We start from the raw sequence: 17,986 nt of genomic DNA, 5'->3' as shown, positions 1-17,986 counted from the left end.
GGCCCGCACCACGACTGCACAAGGAGAAGCAGATGACACAGCGCAGCAAGACCTACCGCAAGGCGGCCGAGAAGGTCGACCGTTCCCGCACGCATAGCCCGATCGAGGCGATCCGGCTGGCCAAGGACGGCTCGGGCACCAAGTTCAACGCCACCGTGGACCTGGCCCTTCGCCTGGGCGTGGACCCTCGCAAGGCCGATCAGATGGTGCGTGGCACCGTGAACCTGCCCCACGGCACCGGTAAGACCGCCCGCGTGGTGGTATTCGCCGTCGGCGAGCGCGCCGAGCAGGCCCTGGCCGCAGGTGCCGACGAGGTCGGCGGTGACGAGCTGATCGAGAAGGTCGCCGGCGGGTACACCAACTTCGACGCCGCCGTGGCCACCCCGGACCTGATGGGTAAGGTCGGTCGGCTGGGCCGGGTGCTGGGCCCCCGTGGCCTGATGCCCAACCCCAAGACCGGGACCGTGACGATGGACGTGGCCAAGGCCGTCACCGACATCAAGGGCGGACGCATCGACTTCCGCGTGGACAAGCACGCCAACCTGCACCTGATCATCGGCAAGACCTCCTTCTCCGAGACCCAGCTCGCGGAGAACTACGGTGCGGCCATGGAGGAGATCCAGCGGCTCAAGCCCGCCTCCGCCAAGGGCCGCTACATCAGCAAGGCGACGCTGAGCACCACGATGGGTCCGGGCATTCCGGTCGACCCGACCCGCACCCGGAACTTCACCGAGGAGGATGAGTGAGTCACTGACTCACCTCCGCCTGCGACGGCCCGGTACCCACGCGGGTACCGGGCCGTCGGCCTGCCAGGCCTGTGGTGGTGTTCACAGTGCCCGGACTTGGAGCCGCGGATCGACCGCGCTACAGTGGAGGTTGCCCAAGACCGCAGGTCGCCCGTCACCCGACGGGGCTAAGCCCGCATGACGCGGGGCCGGCGCAGGTGATTGAGTTCGGCCCGGAGTTTGCCTCCGGTCCACGAGCCCCGTCACGTGCGCGGGGCTTTTGTCATGTCAGGCCCGGCTCGCGGCAAGCAACGCGAATAGGAGGGCCCATGGCACGCCCTGACAAGGCAGCCGCGGTTGCCGAACTGACGGAGCGCTTCCGGCAGTCCGACGCCGTTGTGCTGACCGAGTACCGCGGGCTGACGGTGTCCCAGCTCAACGAGTTGCGTAACTCCCTCGGTGCCACCACCACCTACCGGGTGACGAAGAACACCTTGACCGCGATCGCGGCCAAGGAAGCCGGTGTCACGGCCTTCGACGACCAGCTAAACGGTCCCACTGCGATCGCCTTCATCGACGGCGACCCCGTCGAGGCGACCAAGGGTCTGCGCGACTTCGCCAAGGACAACCCGAGCCTGGTGATCAAGGCCGGTGTCCTGGACGGACGCTCGCTCAGCGCCGAGGAGATCAACAAGATCGCCGACCTGGAGTCGCGCGAGGTGCTGCTGGCCAAGTTGGCCGGGGCCCTCAAAGCGACCCTGCACCAGGCGGCCTATGTCTTCAACGCCCCGGCGGCGAAGGCAGTGCGCACCATCGAAGCCCTGCGTGAGAAGCAGGACAACCCAGAGAACTCTGCCGCGGCCTGACCGCCCGGAGACTCACCATCCCCACTGCTTCTCCCGCAAGCAGTACCAACCAGGAAGGAACGCCAACCATGGCGAAGCTCAGCACCGAAGAGCTCATTGACGCTTTCAAGGAACTGACCCTGCTCGAGCTCTCCGAGTTCGTCAAGCAGTTCGAGGAGACCTTCGAGGTCACCGCTGCCGCCCCGGTCGCCGCTGCTGCTGCCGGTCCGGCCGCTGGTGGCGGCGAGGCCGAGGCTGCCGAGGAGCAGTCCGAGTTCGACGTCGTCCTCGAGTCCGTCGGGGACAAGAAGATCCAGGTCATCAAGGAGGTGCGCGCGCTGACCAGCCTGGGCCTGAAGGAGGCCAAGGACCTGGTCGACGGTGCACCCAAGCCGGTCCTGGAGGGGGTCGACAAGGAGGCCGCGGACAAGGCCAAGGAGGCCCTCGAGGGCGCCGGAGCCACCGTCAACCTCAAGTGATCCTGCACACGGGCAGGTTGTCCACCAGCCTGCCCGTGTGATCTCGGCCGAGGCCGAGGCGAGGCCCGCATCCCTGCGAATCAGCGGATGCGGGCCTCGCCCGACCGGCCGCCGCTCTCCTCACGGCCCGGACCGGGGATGTGAACCCCTCGGATCACCTCCCCGACACGTCGCCGCACCAGTCACGCTGTTGGACAAGACTCGCGTCAACGGCTATGCTGTCGCTTTGCGCTGTCGTATGCCCCTGGCGGCCCCAACCGGACACCCGCGCAAGTCACGAATCCATACCGATTCGTCGTGTGCCCGGGCCGGAACCCGGGAAGTCGCCACCGGGATCTAGCAGCGCGCGTGCTCACGATCTGCAGGGAAGGACCCCTCTTGGCTGCCTCGCGCACCCCTTCTGCTCCCACCACCGAAGCTATCGAACAACGAACCGCTTCCCGTCGCGTTTCCTTCGCCAGGATCCACGAACCCCTCCAGGCCCCGGACCTGCTCGGTCTGCAGACCAACAGTTTCGACTGGCTGCTGGGTAACGACCGATGGCTGGCCCGCCTGGAGAAGGATGGCGACCCGGCCACCAACTCCGGTCTGGAGGAGATCTTCGAGGAGATCTCCCCGATCGAGGACTTCGGCGGCACCATGTCCCTGTCCTTCCGCGACCACCGCTTCGAGCCCCCGAAGTACAGCGCGGAGGAGTGCAAGGAGAAGGACTTCACCTACTCGGCGCCACTGTTCGTCACCGCTGAGTTCGTCAACTACACCACCGGTGAGATCAAGTCCCAGACGGTCTTCATGGGCGAGTTCCCGTTGATGACCGATCGCGGCACCTTCATCATCAACGGCACCGAGCGCGTCGTCGTCTCCCAGTTGGTGCGGTCCCCGGGGGTGTACTTCGAACGTAGCCCGGACAAGACCAGCGACAAGGACATCTTCACTGCCAAGGTGATCCCCTCCCGGGGCGCCTGGCTCGAGTTCGAGATCGACAAGCGCGACGCCGTGGGCGTGCGGGTGGACCGTAAGCGGAAGCAGTCGGTCACCGTCTTCCTCAAGGCTCTGGGGATGACCGAGTCCGAGATCCGCGAGGAGTTCGCCGACTACCCGGCCGTGCTGGACACCCTGGAGAAGGACACCGTCTCCACCCAGGACGAGGCACTGCTGGACATCTACCGCAAGATCCGGCCGGGCGAGCCGCCCACGGTCGAGGCGGGCCAGGCGCTCCTGGACAACTTCTACTTCAACGCCAAGCGCTACGACCTGGCCAAGGTGGGCCGCTACAAGCTGAACAAGAAGCTCGGTCTGGACGCCCCGCTGTCGGACTCGGTGCTCTCCCGTGCAGACGTGGTCGCCACGATCCGGTACATGGCCGGCCTGCACAAGGGCGATCGGTCCATGGAGGGCGTGCGTGCCGGGGAGCCGATCGAGTTGCCGGTGGAGACCGACGACATCGACCACTTCGGTAACCGGCGCATCCGCGCCGTGGGTGAGCTGATCCAGAACCAGGTGCGCACCGGGCTGTCCCGGATGGAGCGTGTGGTCCGGGAGCGGATGACCACCCAGGACGTGGAGGCGATCACACCGCAGACGCTGATCAACATCCGTCCGGTGGTGGCCTCGATCAAGGAGTTCTTCGGCACCAGCCAGCTCTCCCAGTTCATGGACCAGAACAACCCCCTGGCCGGGTTGACGCACAAGCGTCGTCTGTCCGCGCTGGGCCCGGGTGGCCTGTCCCGTGACAGGGCCGGCATGGAGGTGCGCGACGTGCACCCCTCGCACTACGGCCGGATGTGTCCGATCGAGACCCCTGAGGGTCCCAACATCGGACTGATCGGCTCGCTGGCGACCTACGCCCGGATCAACCCCTTCGGCTTCGTCGAGACCCCCTACCGCAAGGTCGTCAAGGGTGTCGTCACCGATGATGTGGAGTACCTGACGGCCGACGACGAGGACCGCTTCGTCATCGCCCAGGCCAACGCCGCGGTCGATGAGAAGGGCCGGTTCACCGAGGAGACCGTGCTGGTCCGCACGCGTGGCGGTGAGGCGATCGACGTGCCCGCCGACCAGGTGGACTACATGGACGTCTCGGCCCGCCAGATGGTCTCGGTTGCCACCGCGATGATCCCGTTCCTGGAGCACGACGACGCCAACCGCGCCCTGATGGGTGCGAACATGCAGCGTCAGGCGGTGCCGTTGTTGCGCTCGGAGGCCCCGTTGGTGGGTACCGGGATGGAGCGGCGCGCAGCGGTGGACGCCGGCGACGTGATCGTGGCCTCCAAACCCGGTGTGGTGACCGAGGTCTCCGCCGACGCCATCGTGGTGGCGCTGGACGACGGGGGCACCCAGACCTACCGGGTGGCCAAGTTCAACCGCTCCAACCAGGGCACCTCCTACAACCAGCGGGTGCTGGTGGACGAGGGCCAGCGCATCGAGGTCGGCTCGGTGCTGGCCGACGGCCCGGCCACCGATGAGGGCGAACTGGCACTGGGCAAGAACCTGCTGGCGGCCTTCATGTCCTGGGAGGGGCACAACTTCGAGGACGCCATCATCCTGTCCCAGCGACTGGTGCAGGACGACATCCTCTCCTCCATCCACATCGAGGAACACGAGGTCGACGCCCGCGACACCAAGTTGGGCCCGGAGGAGATCACCCGGGACATCCCGAACGTCTCCGACGAGGTGCTGGCCGACCTGGACGAGCGCGGCATCATCCGGATCGGCGCCGAGGTCGGAGCCGGCGATGTGCTGGTCGGCAAGGTCACACCCAAGGGTGAGACCGAACTGACCCCCGAGGAGCGGCTGCTGCGCGCGATCTTCGGTGAGAAGGCGCGCGAAGTGCGCGACACCTCCCTGAAGGTTCCGCACGGCGAGTCCGGAACCGTGATCGCGGTGCGGGAGTTCAACCGGGACGACGGCGACGAGTTGCCCCCCGGCGTGAACCAGCTCGTGCGGGTCTACATCGCCCAGCGACGCAAGATCACCGATGGTGACAAGCTCGCCGGGCGGCACGGGAACAAGGGTGTGATCGCCAAGATCCTGCCCGTGGAGGACATGCCGTTCCTGCCCGACGGCACCCCCGTCGACATCATCCTGAACCCCCTGGGCGTGCCCCGGCGGATGAACGTGGGCCAGGTGCTCGAGACGCACCTGGGCTGGGTGGCCAAGCACGGCTGGGACGTCGGCGTGGAGCAGGCCAAGAGCGGCAAACTGCCCGCATGGGCCGAGCACTTCGCACCTGAGGCCCTCAGGGGCGATCCGGAGAGCCCGGTGGCATCGCCGGTGTTCGACGGGTTGCACGAGGAGGAGGTACGCGGCCTGCTGGCCTCGACCAACCTCACCCGCGACGGTGAGCAGTTGGTGGACTCCTCCGGCAAGGCGGTGCTGTTCGACGGCCGTTCCGGAGAGCCCTACCCCGAGCCGGTCTCGGTGGGCTACATGTACATCTTGAAACTCCACCACCTGGTGGACGACAAGATCCACGCCCGCTCCACCGGTCCGTACTCGATGATCACCCAGCAGCCACTGGGCGGTAAGGCACAGTTCGGTGGCCAGCGGTTCGGGGAGATGGAGGTCTGGGCCCTGGAGGCCTACGGCGCCGCCTACACCCTGCAGGAGCTGCTGACCATCAAGTCCGACGACGTGCCGGGCCGGGTCAAGGTGTATGAGGCCATCGTCAAGGGTGAGAACATCCCCGACTCGGGCATCCCGGAGTCGTTCAAGGTGCTGCTGAAGGAGATGCAGTCCCTGTGCCTGAACGTGGAGGTGCTCTCCTCCGACGGAACCTCCATCGAGATGCGTGAAACCGATGAGGAGGTCTACCGGGCTGCAGAGGAACTCGGTATCGACCTGTCTCGTCGTCCCGACGCCAGCAGCGTCGAAGAGATCTGAGGCGCCGCCCTGCCCGGTCCGCGCACGCGCGATCCGGGCAGGGCGAAGCGGCCCATCGCAAAGTTCCACACGGTGATCCACCGAAGGAAGTAGGAAAAGTGCTCGACGTCAACGTCTTCGACGAGCTCCGTATCGGCCTGGCTACAGCGGACGAGGTGCGCGCCTGGTCCCACGGCGAGGTGAAGAAGCCCGAGACCATCAACTACCGGACCCTCAAGCCGGAGAAGGACGGGCTGTTCTGCGAGAAGATCTTCGGTCCCACCCGGGACTGGGAGTGCTACTGCGGAAAGTACAAGCGGGTTCGTTTCAAGGGCATCATCTGCGAACGGTGTGGTGTCGAGGTCACCCGCTCCAAGGTGCGCCGCGAGCGGATGGGCCATGTCGAGCTCGCCGCCCCGGTGACCCACATCTGGTACTTCAAGGGTGTGCCCTCCCGCCTGGGCTACCTGCTGGACCTGGCCCCGAAGGACCTGGAGAAGGTCATCTACTTCGCGGCGTACATGATCACCTGGGTCGACGAGGAGGGCCGGCACGAGGACCTGCCCAGCCTGCAGAACGAGATCGACCTGGAGGCCGAGCAGATCACCAAGCAGCGTGATCTGAACATCGCCCAGCGCGGTGAGAAGCTCGAGGCCGACCTGGCCGAGCTCGAGGCCGAGGGCGCCAAGGCCGACGCACGCCGCAAGGTCAAGGACTCCGCCGAGCGGGAGATGGCCCAGATCCGCAAGCGCGCCGACGCCGAGCTGGAGCGCCTGGAGCAGATCTGGGACCGGTTCAAGAACCTCAAGGTCGCCGACCTCGAAGGTGACGAACTGCTCTACCGCGAGCTGCAGAGCCGCTACGGCACGTACTTCGAGGGCTCGATGGGCGCCGGTGCTATCCAGAAGCGCCTGCAGTCCTTCGACCTGGAGGCCGAGTCCGAGGCACTGCGTGAGGTGATCCGCACCGGGAAGGGCCAGCGCAAGACCCGGGCCCTGAAGCGACTGAAGGTCGTCAACGCGTTCCTGACCACCACCAACTCGCCCGAAGGCATGGTGCTGGACTGCATCCCGGTGATCCCGCCGGACCTGCGCCCGATGGTCCAGCTCGACGGTGGCCGGTTCGCCACCTCGGACCTGAACGACCTGTACCGCCGGGTGATCAACCGGAACAACCGGCTCAAGCGGCTGCTGGACCTGGGTGCCCCGGAGATCATCGTCAACAACGAGAAGCGGATGCTGCAGGAAGCCGTGGACTCGCTGTTCGACAACGGTCGCCGTGGCCGGCCGGTCACCGGACCGGGGAACCGCCCCCTGAAGTCCATCTCGGACATGCTCAAGGGCAAGCAGGGCCGGTTCCGGCAGAACCTGCTCGGCAAGCGCGTGGACTACTCCGGCCGGAGCGTCATCGTGGTGGGTCCGCAGCTCAAGTTGCACCAGTGCGGCCTGCCCAAGCAGATGGCCCTGGAACTGTTCAAGCCGTTCGTGATGAAGCGGCTGGTAGACCTCAACCATGCCCAGAACATCAAGTCCGCCAAGCGGATGGTCGAGCGTGCCCGCTCGGTCGTGTGGGACGTGCTGGAGGAGGTCATCACCGAGCATCCGGTGCTGCTGAACCGTGCACCCACCCTGCACCGCCTGGGCATCCAGGCGTTCGAACCGCAACTGGTCGAGGGTAAGGCGATCCACCTGCACCCGCTCGTGTGCGCGGCCTTCAACGCCGACTTCGACGGTGACCAGATGGCGGTGCACCTGCCGCTGTCCGCCGAGGCTCAGGCCGAGGCCCGGATCCTGATGCTGTCCAGCAACAACATCCTCAAGCCCTCCGACGGGCGTCCGGTGACCATGCCCTCGCACGAGATGATCGTCGGGCTGTTCCACCTGACCACCGCCCAGCCCGAGGGTGTGGGTGCCGGCCGCACCTTCTCCTCCATCGCCGAGGCGATCATGGCATTCGACGCCGGTGATCTGGCACTGGGTGCCCCGATCGGCATCCGGATGACGGACCTGGTGCCCCCGACCAGCGGTTGGGACGCACCGGAGGGGTGGAGCGAGGGCGACTCGGTCACCTTCCCCACCACCCTGGGCCGGGCGCTGTTCAACGAGGCGCTACCGGTGGACTTCCCGTACGTGAACTCCCTGGTGAACAAGCGGTTGCTGTCCTCGATCGTGAACGACCTGGCCGAGCGCTACCCGAAGGTGGCCGTCGGGGCCAGCCTGGACGCGCTCATGGACGCCGGGTTCTACTGGGCCACCCGTTCGGGTATCACCATCGCGATCTCCGACGTGGTCGCCCCGCCGACCAAGAACGAGATCCTGGCGGCCTACGACGAGAAGGCCGCCAAGGTCCAGGCCCAGTACAACCGCGGTCTGATCACCGACGACGAGCGTCGTCAGGAACTGATCGAGATCTGGACCCAGGCGACCAACGAGGTGGACGAGGCGATGCGGGAGCACTTCCCGCAACTGAACCCCGTGTACCGGATGGTCGACTCCGGCGCCGCCGGTAACTGGATGCAGGTGCGTCAGGTCGCCGGTATGCGTGGGTTGGTGGCCAACCCCAAGGGTGAGATCATCCCGCGTCCGATCAAGTCCAACTACCGTGACGGACTGTCGGTGCTGGAGTACTTCGTGGCCACCCACGGTGCCCGGAAGGGCATGGCCGACACCGCGCTGCGGACGGCCGACTCGGGGTACCTGACCCGGCGCCTGGTGGACGTCTCCCAGGACGTCATCATCCGCGAGCACGACTGCGGCACCGAGCGTGGGTTGACGCTGAAGATTCTGGAGACCGCACCGGACGGCGCCACCTGGCTGGCCGACACCGTGGAGACCTCGGTGTACGGGCGCTCCCTGGCCGGCCAGGTCACCTCCGCCGACGGTGAGGTGCTGGGTGAGAACGGTGACGACGTCGGTGACGTCCTGATCAGCAAGCTGCACGCCGTCGGGGTCACCGACCTCAAGGTCCGCTCCGTGCTGACCTGTGAGTCCCGCGTGGGCACCTGCGCTACCTGCTACGGACGCTCGCTGGCCACCGGTAAGCTGGTCGACATCGGTGAGGCCGTCGGCATCATCGCCGCCCAGTCCATCGGTGAGCCCGGTACCCAGTTGACCATGCGTACCTTCCACACCGGTGGTGCGGTCAGCACCGAGGACATCACCCAGGGTCTGCCCCGTGTGACCGAGTTGTTCGAGGCCCGCACCCCCAAGGGTGAGGCACCGATCAGCGAGGTCGCCGGACGAGTGGCGATCGAGGAGACCGAACGCTCCCGCAAGCTCGTCGTCACCCCCGACGACGGCAGCGAGGAGATGTCCTACCCGGTCACCAAGCGTTCGCGTCTGCTGGTCGCCGACGGCGATCACGTGGCCGTCGGACAGCAACTCGTGGTCGGTGCGGTGGACCCGAAGAAGGTGCTGCGGATCCTCGGCCCCCGTGCGGTGCAGAAGCACCTGGTAGACGAGGTGCAGGAGGTCTACCGCTCCCAGGGCGTGGACATCCACGACAAGCACATCGAGGTCATCGTGCGCCAGATGCTGCGCCGGGTGACCGTGCTGGACTCCGGGGACTCCAGGCTCCTGCCCGGGGAGCTCTCCGAGCGCACCGTGTTCGAGGACGAGAATCGCCGGACCGTTTCCGAAGGTGGCCAGCCCGCCTCCGGACGGCCCGAGTTGATGGGGATCACCAAGGCCTCCCTGGCCACCGATTCCTGGTTGTCCGCGGCCTCCTTCCAGGAGACCACCAAGGTCCTCACCGAAGCCGCGATGAGCGGACGCTCGGACTCCCTGCGTGGCCTGAAGGAGAACGTCATCCTCGGTAAGCTCATCCCCGCCGGCACCGGACTGCCCCGCTACCACAACGTGCGGGTCGAGCCCACCGAGGCGGCCAAGGCCGAGTTGTACCCGAGCTTCGGTTACGACGAGATCGACTACGGTCCGGCCGGCGACGGCGGTGAGTCCATCGCGCTGGAGGAACTGGATCTCGGGCAGGGGTACGAGGCGCCGTACCGCTGACCTCCTGCTCGACACTGAACGGCCCGGCACCGACACAGGTGCCGGGCCGTTCGTTGTTCGCCGCCGGTAGCGGCTCCTCAGGTCCGGATGTTCGCCGCCGCCAGGTCGTGGTGCAGATCGCCGGAGACCAGCAACTGATACTCCCAGACGCATTTGCGTGAGTCCGCAGCGTCGGAACCGAGGTGAGTCGCGCCGTCGCGGCCATGCTCGCCCGAACGAGACGTCCCGACCGGCGTGCGCCCGCCCGGGTGGGACCCGCTGTGGTGCGCCCGACCGCCGGGGCGGGTTCCGAGGTCGGGGGCCCGGCTGCCGGGGCGGGCCCCGTCGTCGCCGGCTCGGCTGCCCGGGCGAGTCCCGTCGTCGTCGGACTCGGTCCCGGAAGGGACAGCAGGGTGCAGGAAGACCTCGCTGCGGCCGGCCGGCAACTGGGCGATCAGGGCCCGGTAGTGGGCGCGCAGGTCGCCGTAGCCGGAAACCTCCTGCCCCGGCCGGAAGTCGGTGCAGATCGCCTCGGGCAGGGCGACCCCGGCCTCGTCCGCCGCTGCCAGGAGCGCCGCGTGTCCCTCGGTGCCGTCGGCGAACCCCGGGGGCAGCACGCGGGGCAGCCGCAGCGGCACCCGGTGCGCGGCCGCCACCGCCAGCGCCTCGACGAGTACCCCGCCCGGACGCAACGCCTCCGCGCCCACCCCGTACAACGCGGCCGTGTGCAGGTCCAGGTGCGCCGGTGTGCGGCCGTGGCGGACCATCCGGTCCCACTGGCGCTCGATCTCGGCGTGGATCTGCTCGCCGGTGGCCCCGGCAAGCATGGCCGGCGCCAGGGCCACGTGAAGACCGACGGCGATCGGCACCTGGGCTTCGAGGGCCGCCGCGGCATGGGGTGCCTCCACCAGCACCGAGGCGGCGTGCAGCCGACCGGAGACGCTCAGTTCGATGATCGCGGCGTTGACGGCGGGGTTGAGGCCGAAGTCGTCGGCGGTGATGGTCACGGACCGGGCCGTCATCGGCTGCTCGGGTCCGTTCCGGTACGGGGAGTGGCCGGCTCCTCGAGGGCCTGCTCCGACGGGCGCGCGCCGGCCTGCTCCGGTCCGGGCACCAGCGCTACCTCGGAGATTGCGGGGCGCTGGAACCGGACGAACACCGACAGCACCACGGCCGCCGACACCGCTAGGGCCGGCATGTAGGAGATCAGGAAACGGGCCGCGTCGCCGGGCCGCTCGCCGGGGACATCCCCGCTGATGAACCCGTACCGAGCCTCCACCAGCAGGAACGCCAGGCCGATGAAGGCGGCATTGAGCCGGTTGAAGAACCCGAACGCGGCCAGGAACATCCCTTCGCGGCGCTGCCCGGTGCGGGCGGTGTCCTCATCCAGCAGTCGGGCCACGATCAGGTCCATCGTGGCCATCACCCCGGAGTAGCCCAGCCCGACGCCCAGCCCGTAGGCGATCGCCGTGGCCAGGGATTCGGCCCGGGACAGGTTCAGCAGCGCCAGCGCCAGCGTGAGCAGTGCGATCCGCCAGACGAGTTCGGGTCCGAAGCGCCGCACCAGCAGCGTCCAGAGCGCCAGGCACAGCACCGAGGAGCCGATCACCGCAGCGAGCAGATAGGTGGCGTAGGCCAGATCCAGGTCCAGGGTGAAGGTGACGAAGAAGGACACCGCGGCCAGCACCAGGGCCATCCCGGAGGAGTAGGCCCCCGAGGTGAGCGCGATCAGCCAGAACTTGCCGTTGCTCGCCATCGCCTTGATGGAGGCGACGATCCTGGGGCGGTCGGTGCCCAGGGCGGCCGGGTCCTCCCGGGCGCCGAGTGCGGAGAAGGTGATCACCACGGCGGCCACGCCCCCGAACACCACCGCCACGCTCACGTAGCCGAAGGCGTCGACCAGCATCGGGGAGGCGGCCACCGAGATGATCATCGCGAGCAACTGGAAGCCCTGGCGCATCCCGTTCGCCAGCGCACGGCGCTTCTCGTTCCGGAACAGTTCGGGCAGCAGCGCGCCGTAGTTGGCGTTGATCATCGAGTCGGTGGTGCCGGTGATGATGGTGAAGACGGCGAACCAGACCACCAGTGCAGTGCCGGTGAGGGCATCGGGGGGCCAGAAGAAGCAGATCAATCCGATCGCCAGGGCCGGGGTGGCCAGGACCATCCACGGCTTGCGCCGTCCGAAGCGGGTGCGGGTCCGGTCCGACAGGAAGCCGTACACCGGGTTGTCCAGGGCGTCGATGGCGGCGTAGATGCCCATGGCCGCAGCGAAGGCCCTGCCGTCCATGCCCAGGGCCACCACGTAGAAGTAGGTACCCAGGGTGTTGAACATGTTGATCGGGATGGAGGTGCCGAACATCCCGACGGCGTAGCGGGCCGGGGAGGTGGCACGCACGCCCGTTCCAGGGGCGCCGGCGCCGTCGGGAACCGGCCCGCTCGGTCGCGCCATGGTGATCCTCACCTCGGTGGGTGCGCCCGCTGCGAACCCGTCCAGAGCACGATAGCCCGCGGGTCGTCGCCGGCGGAGGGGTTGGGGCATGCGGTGCGGCGCGTTGCGCCGCACCGCAGCGGTGGAGCCACTAAGGTGCTGTCTGTCGCCGCCGAACGACCGTGGCGAACGGCCGGGTACGGTTCCCGTCGCCCGGGCGTCGAGGTCGTTCACCGACGCGCCACAGGGCGGGAAGTGGTCAAGACCACAGCCCGCAGGCACGATGACGCCTTTGACCATGCCGGGCGCGGGGAGTACTCTTGTCGCCAGTGCCCGCTTCGTCGGGCCTTTGCGTGCGTGCGCAGGCATGTGTGGATGAGCCATTCATCCACCGAGTCGGCCGCCAGGTATGTCGCACCTGCCGACACCCACCGGGATCGTTCTCACGGTGGCGCTGTGGTGCCGGGGCTCGACACACCCGAGCGCGGGGGTCCAACGGGGTGGAATGCCGGAACCGCCGGCAACGATCGGCAGATCACCCCCCACGAAGCAACCGAATTTTCGAGACGGAGATTAAGTGCCCACCATCCAGCAGTTGGTCCGCAAGGGCCGCAGCACCAGGACCGGTCACGGCAAGACGCCGGCCCTGAAGGGAAGCCCGCAGCGACGTGGCGTGTGCACGCGTGTGTACACCACCACCCCGAAGAAGCCGAACTCCGCGCTGCGTAAGGTCGCGCGTGTGAAGCTCTCCAGCGGTATCGAGGTCACCGCCTACATCCCGGGCGTGGGTCACAACCTGCAGGAGCACTCCATCGTGCTGGTCCGTGGCGGTCGTGTGCGTGACCTGCCGGGTGTGCGCTACAAGATCGTGCGCGGTGCGCTGGACACCCAGGGTGTGCGCGGCCGTCAGCAGGCTCGTAGCCAGTACGGCGCCAAGAAGGAGAAGAAGTAATGCCTCGTAAGGGCCCAGCGCCGAAGCGGCCGGTCGTCGCCGACCCGGTCTATGACTCCCCGACCGTGACCCAGTTGGTCAACCGGGTCCTGGTGGACGGTAAGAAGTACACCGCCCAGCAGATCGTCTACGGGGCGCTCGACGGCGTCCGGGACAAGACCCAGACCGAGCCGACCGTGGTGCTCAAGCGGGCACTGGAGAACGTGCGCCCCACCCTGGAGGTGCGTTCGCGCCGCGTGGGTGGTGCGACCTACCAGGTGCCGGTCGAGGTCCGCGCGAGCCGCCAGACCAACCTGGCGCTGCGCTGGCTGGTCGACTACGCCCGGGCGCGCCGGGAGAAGACCATGACCGAGCGTCTGATGAACGAGATCCTGGATGCCTCCAACGGACTGGGTGCCGCGGTGAAGCGCCGTGAGGACACCCACCGCATGGCCGAGTCCAACAAGGCGTTCGCCCACTACCGCTGGTAGACGCCACTTCCGGGGCCGGTCCGCCGGCACCGATGATTGACCTGAGCTCAGACGACTAAGAAGAGAGCAAACGTGGCACTCGACGTGCTGACCGACCTGAAGAAGGTCCGCAACATCGGCATCATGGCCCACATCGATGCCGGTAAGACCACCACCACCGAGCGCATCCTGTTCTACACCGGGGTGAACTACAAGATGGGTGAGACGCACGATGGTGCGTCCACCACCGACTGGATGGACCAGGAGAAGGAACGCGGCATCACGATCACCTCGGCCGCGGTGACCAGCTTCTGGGACGGCACCCAGATCAACATCATCGACACCCCCGGGCACGTGGACTTCACCGTTGAGGTGGAGCGCTCCCTGCGGGTGCTCGACGGCGCGGTGACGGTCTTCGACGGTAAGGAGGGCGTGGAGCCCCAGTCGGAGACGGTGTGGCGTCAGGCGGACAAGTACGACGTGCCACGCATCTGCTTCGTCAACAAGATGGACAAGCTCGGTGCGGACTTCTACTACACCGTGCAGACGATCGTTGACCGCCTCAAGGCCAAGCCGCTGGTCATCCAACTGCCGATCGGTGCGGAGAGCGACTTCGAGGGCGTCGTGGACCTGGTGGAGCAGCGCGCGCTGACCTGGCGCGGCGAGACCTCCCTGGGCGAGGCCTACGAGGTCGAGGATATCCCGGCGCACCTGGCCGACAAGGTCGAGAAGTACCGCAGTGAACTGATCGAGGCGGTGGCCGAGTCCGATGAGGAACTCCTCGAGAAGTACCTCAACGGCGAAGAGCTCACCGTGGCCGAGATCAAGGCCGGTATCCGCAGGCTCACCCTGGGCGGCGAGGCCTACCCGGTGCTGTGCGGCTCTGCGTTCAAGAACAAGGGCGTGCAGCCGATGCTGGACGCGGTCGTGGACTACCTGCCCTCGCCCCTGGACGTGCCCGCCATCGAGGGGCACGCCGCCGGGGACCCCGACGAGGTCATCGAGCGCCACGCCGACGCCACCGAGCCGTTCTCGGCGCTGGCGTTCAAGGTGGCCTCGCACCCCTTCTTCGGCAAGCTGACCTACATCCGGGTGTACTCGGGCACGATCGCCTCGGGCCAGCCGGTGATGAACTCCACCAAGGGCAGGCGGGAGCGGCTGGGCAAGCTCTTCCAGATGCACTCCAACAAGGAGAACCCGGTGGACACGGTCTCTGCCGGACACATCTACGCCGTCATCGGCCTGAAGGACACCACCACCGGCGACACCCTCTCGGCGATGGACTCCCAGGTGGTGCTGGAGTCGATGACCTTCCCCGAGCCGGTGATCTCGGTGGCCATCGAGCCCAAGACCAAGAGCGACCAGGAGAAACTCTCCGAGGCGATCCAGAAGCTCGCCGAGGAAGACCCCACCTTCCAGGTGCGCCTGGATGAGGAGACCGGCCAGACCGTGATCGCCGGAATGGGCGAGTTGCACCTGGACATCCTGGTGGACCGGATGCGGCGGGAGTTCAAGGTCGAGGCGAACGTGGGTAAGCCCCAGGTCGCCTACCGCGAGACCATCCGCAAGACCGTGGAGAAGGTCGACTACACCCACAAGAAGCAGACCGGTGGCTCCGGCCAGTTCGCGAAGGTGCAGGTCACCTTCGCGCCGCTGGACACCGAGTCCGGTGAGATTTACGAGTTCGAGAACAAGGTCACCGGTGGTCGCATCCCGCGGGAGTACATCCCCAGCGTCGACGCCGGTATCCAGGACGCCATGCAGGTCGGTGTCGTGGCCGGCTACCCGATGGTGGGCGTGAAGGCGACCCTCCTGGATGGTCAGTTCCACGACGTCGACTCTTCGGAGATGGCGTTCAAGATCGCTGGTTCCATGGTCTTCAAGGAAGGCGTCAGGCTGGCCAGCCCGGTGCTGTTGGAGCCAGTGATGGATGTCGAGGTACGCACACCCGAGGAGTACATGGGTGAAGTGATCGGCGACCTGAACTCCCGTCGCGGCCAGATCCAGTCAATGGAGGACGCGAGTGGCGTCAAGGTTGTTCGAGCCTTGGTGCCGTTGTCGGAGATGTTCGGATACATCGGTGACCTGAGGTCGAAGACCCAGGGTCGCGCGGTGTACGCGATGCAGTTCTCCAACTACGCCGAAGTTCCTCGGAGTGTTGCCGAGGAGATCGTGGCAAAGACCCGGGGCGAGTAGTCCCACTGGTCGACCTGTAACACAACAACCCAAACCGACCCGTAGGATCTGCGAAGCCGGAAAGATCGAGAATCTCGATCCGCAAGCTGCGTACAACTACCCGAGTTCCAGGAGGAACCACAGTGGCGAAGGCCAAGTTCGAGCGGACCAAGCCGCACGTCAACATCGGCACCATCGGTCACGTTGACCACGGCAAGACCACCCTGACGGCTGCCATTTCCAAGGTGCTGGCCGACAAGTACCCCGACCTGAACGAGTTCAAGTCGTACGATCAGGTCGACAACGCTCCGGAGGAGCGTCAGCGTGGGATCACCATCAACGTCTCCCACGTGGAGTACCAGACCGAGAAGCGCCACTACGCGCACGTCGATGCCCCCGGTCACGCTGACTACATCAAGAACATGATCACCGGTGCCGCCCAGATGGACGGCGCGATCCTGGTGGTCGCCGCGACCGACGGCCCGATGGCCCAGACCCGTGAGCACGTGCTGCTCGCCCGTCAGGTGGGCGTGCCCTACCTGCTGGTCGCCCTGAACAAGGCCGACATGGTCGACGACGAGGAGATCCTCGAACTCGTCGAGATGGAGGTCCGTGAACTGCTCTCCAGCCAGGACTTCGACGGCGACAACGTGCCCGTCATCAAGGTCTCCGGCCTGAAGGCCCTGGAGGGTGACGAGAAGTGGGTCAAGTCCATCGAGGAACTGATGGAGGCGGTGGACGAGTCCGTGCCGGACCCGGTGCGTGACACCGACAAGCCGTTCCTGATGCCCGTCGAGGACGTCTTCACCATCACCGGCCGCGGCACCGTGGTGACCGGCCGGGTGGAGCGCGGGACCCTGAACGTGAACGACGAGATCGAGATTCTCGGCATCCGGGCACCGCAGAAGACCACCGTGACCGGTGTGGAGATGTTCCGGAAGTTCATGGACTACGCCGAGGCCGGCGAGAACGTGGGTCTGCTGCTGCGCGGCACCAAGCGTGAGGACGTCGAGCGTGGGCAGGTCATCGCCAAGCCGGGTTCGATCACCCCGCACACCGACTTCGAGGCCCAGGTCTACATCCTGGCCAAGGACGAGGGTGGACGGCACAACCCGTTCTACTCCAACTACCGTCCGCAGTTCTACTTCCGCACCACCGACGTGACCGGCGTGATCACCCTGCCCGAGGGCACCGACATGGTGATGCCCGGTGACAACACCGAGATGTCCGTGGAACTGATCCAGCCGATCGCGATGGAAGAGGGCCTCGGCTTCGCCATCCGTGAGGGTGGGCGCACCGTCGGCTCCGGCCGGGTCACCAAGATCACCAAGTGATCCAGCGCTGGGCGCTCCGCCTGGCACAGTGAGTCCCACAGGGCCCGTCAGCCTCGGCTGGCGGGCCCTGACTCATGCCCGTCCCGTGCCTGCCACGGCACCGTCGGCAAGCGGGTTGGCGCGGGTGCTGTGAGCACTAGGATCGGCTCCCATGGCATGGTTCACCACCGGCAAGCAGGTCAGCCCCACGGCCGCAGAGGCGGAGGCGCTCTGGGACGACGAGCCGCCCGCACCGGGACGGGACACCGGGGTGCTGCGTCTGGTCGGCGCCTTCCAGGTGGCCGGTCAGCCGGTTGTCTTCACCGGCTGGGTGGAGAACGGGACCTTCCGTAAGGGGCAGGGTGTGCTGATCCACGGCAGGTCCGGCTTCGCGCGGGGGGTCCTGGGCGATATCGCCGACGGCCCCAGGAAGGTCAGCGAGATCAGTGCCCGGGCCTACGTGAGTGTGCAGGTGCGCAACATCAGTGTTCGCCTGGAGATCCTGGGCCTGGACGAGGGGTGTCGGATCACCGGTATCTGACGAACCTCGGTCTGGTCCGGGTCAGGTGTGGCCTATCCCACGGCGGTGAATCCGATCTGCGGCTTGGGTTCTCCACCGTGCTGTGGCAAACTAATCAAGTTGCCTCGTCGCGGGTGATTGATTCGGTGTGCATCTGATGTGAGTCGGTGCCTTCGGGTCCGGAACCGACGAGTAACCAACCAGAAGATCGGCTGACTGCCCTCCGGTAGGCGGACGAACTTCACCAGTC

At 66.9% G+C, this 17,986-nt stretch carries 12 protein-coding genes; 10 read left to right on the top strand and 2 right to left on the bottom strand.

The window, feature by feature from the left end; translation table 11 throughout:
* The first annotated feature begins 32 nt into the window (after positions 1-32).
* The 5 genes from rplA to ACPL7H_RS08135 all read left to right on the top strand — a co-directional run bounded on the left by rplA (position 33) and on the right by ACPL7H_RS08135 (position 9,920).
* The gene (rplA, locus tag ACPL7H_RS08155) at positions 33-746 is read left to right on the top strand and encodes a 50S ribosomal protein L1 (protein WP_424786318.1); all 714 of its coding nucleotides are present in this window, start codon (positions 33-35) and stop codon (positions 744-746) included.
* Between the two features lie 308 nt (positions 747-1,054).
* Positions 1,055-1,591, top strand: coding sequence for a 50S ribosomal protein L10 (rplJ, locus tag ACPL7H_RS08150; protein WP_424786317.1), 537 nt, complete (start codon positions 1,055-1,057; stop codon positions 1,589-1,591).
* 68 nt (positions 1,592-1,659) lie between these two features.
* The gene (gene rplL, locus ACPL7H_RS08145) at positions 1,660-2,049 is read left to right on the top strand and encodes a 50S ribosomal protein L7/L12 (RefSeq protein WP_424786316.1); all 390 of its coding nucleotides are present in this window, start codon (positions 1,660-1,662) and stop codon (positions 2,047-2,049) included.
* A 378-nt stretch (positions 2,050-2,427) separates the two neighbouring features.
* Positions 2,428-5,931 carry a DNA-directed RNA polymerase subunit beta gene (rpoB, locus tag ACPL7H_RS08140; protein ID WP_424786315.1) on the top strand — a complete coding sequence of 1,168 codons (3,504 nt, stop codon included), beginning with the start codon at positions 2,428-2,430 and terminating at the stop codon, positions 5,929-5,931.
* A 98-nt stretch (positions 5,932-6,029) separates the two neighbouring features.
* Positions 6,030-9,920: a DNA-directed RNA polymerase subunit beta' gene (locus ACPL7H_RS08135; protein WP_424796477.1), complete on the top strand. Its 3,891-nt coding sequence runs from the start codon at positions 6,030-6,032 to the stop codon at positions 9,918-9,920.
* A 77-nt stretch (positions 9,921-9,997) separates the two neighbouring features.
* Here ACPL7H_RS08135 and ACPL7H_RS08130 read toward each other — a convergent pair whose 3' ends face one another.
* On the bottom strand, positions 9,998-10,921 hold the full coding sequence (locus ACPL7H_RS08130) for a ChbG/HpnK family deacetylase (protein WP_424796476.1): 924 nt from the start codon (positions 10,919-10,921) through the stop codon (positions 9,998-10,000).
* Entirely contained in the window at positions 10,918-12,348 is a 1,431-nt protein-coding gene (locus ACPL7H_RS08125) for an MFS transporter (RefSeq protein WP_424796475.1), read from the bottom strand. The genes ACPL7H_RS08130 and ACPL7H_RS08125 overlap by 4 nt, the downstream gene beginning before the upstream one ends.
* A gap of 556 nt (positions 12,349-12,904) precedes the next feature.
* Between ACPL7H_RS08125 and rpsL the strand changes: the two genes are divergently transcribed.
* The 5 genes from rpsL to ACPL7H_RS08100 all read left to right on the top strand — a co-directional run bounded on the left by rpsL (position 12,905) and on the right by ACPL7H_RS08100 (position 17,757).
* Positions 12,905-13,279, top strand: coding sequence for a 30S ribosomal protein S12 (gene rpsL, locus ACPL7H_RS08120; RefSeq protein ID WP_424786311.1), 375 nt, complete (start codon positions 12,905-12,907; stop codon positions 13,277-13,279).
* On the top strand, positions 13,279-13,749 hold the full coding sequence (rpsG, locus tag ACPL7H_RS08115) for a 30S ribosomal protein S7 (RefSeq protein ID WP_424786310.1): 471 nt from the start codon (positions 13,279-13,281) through the stop codon (positions 13,747-13,749). Before rpsL ends, rpsG begins: the two co-directional genes overlap by 1 nt.
* A 72-nt stretch (positions 13,750-13,821) precedes the next feature.
* Positions 13,822-15,924: an elongation factor G gene (fusA, locus tag ACPL7H_RS08110; protein ID WP_424796474.1), complete on the top strand. Its 2,103-nt coding sequence runs from the start codon at positions 13,822-13,824 to the stop codon at positions 15,922-15,924.
* A gap of 122 nt (positions 15,925-16,046) precedes the next feature.
* The gene (gene tuf, locus ACPL7H_RS08105; RefSeq protein ID WP_424790403.1) at positions 16,047-17,237 is read left to right on the top strand and encodes an elongation factor Tu; all 1,191 of its coding nucleotides are present in this window, start codon (positions 16,047-16,049) and stop codon (positions 17,235-17,237) included.
* 151 nt (positions 17,238-17,388) lie between these two features.
* A complete protein-coding gene (locus ACPL7H_RS08100) occupies positions 17,389-17,757 on the top strand; it encodes a hypothetical protein (protein WP_424796473.1) in 369 nt (122 codons plus the stop codon).
* Positions 17,758-17,986: the final 229 nt, after the last annotated feature.

The sequence above is a fragment of the Pseudactinotalea sp. Z1732 genome, assembly GCF_049724975.1.
GTDB lineage: Bacteria > Actinomycetota > Actinomycetes > Actinomycetales > Beutenbergiaceae > CALKWS01.
The sequence above is the reverse complement of the archived record's forward strand: the minus strand, read 5'-3'. Positions and strand labels throughout refer to the sequence as shown.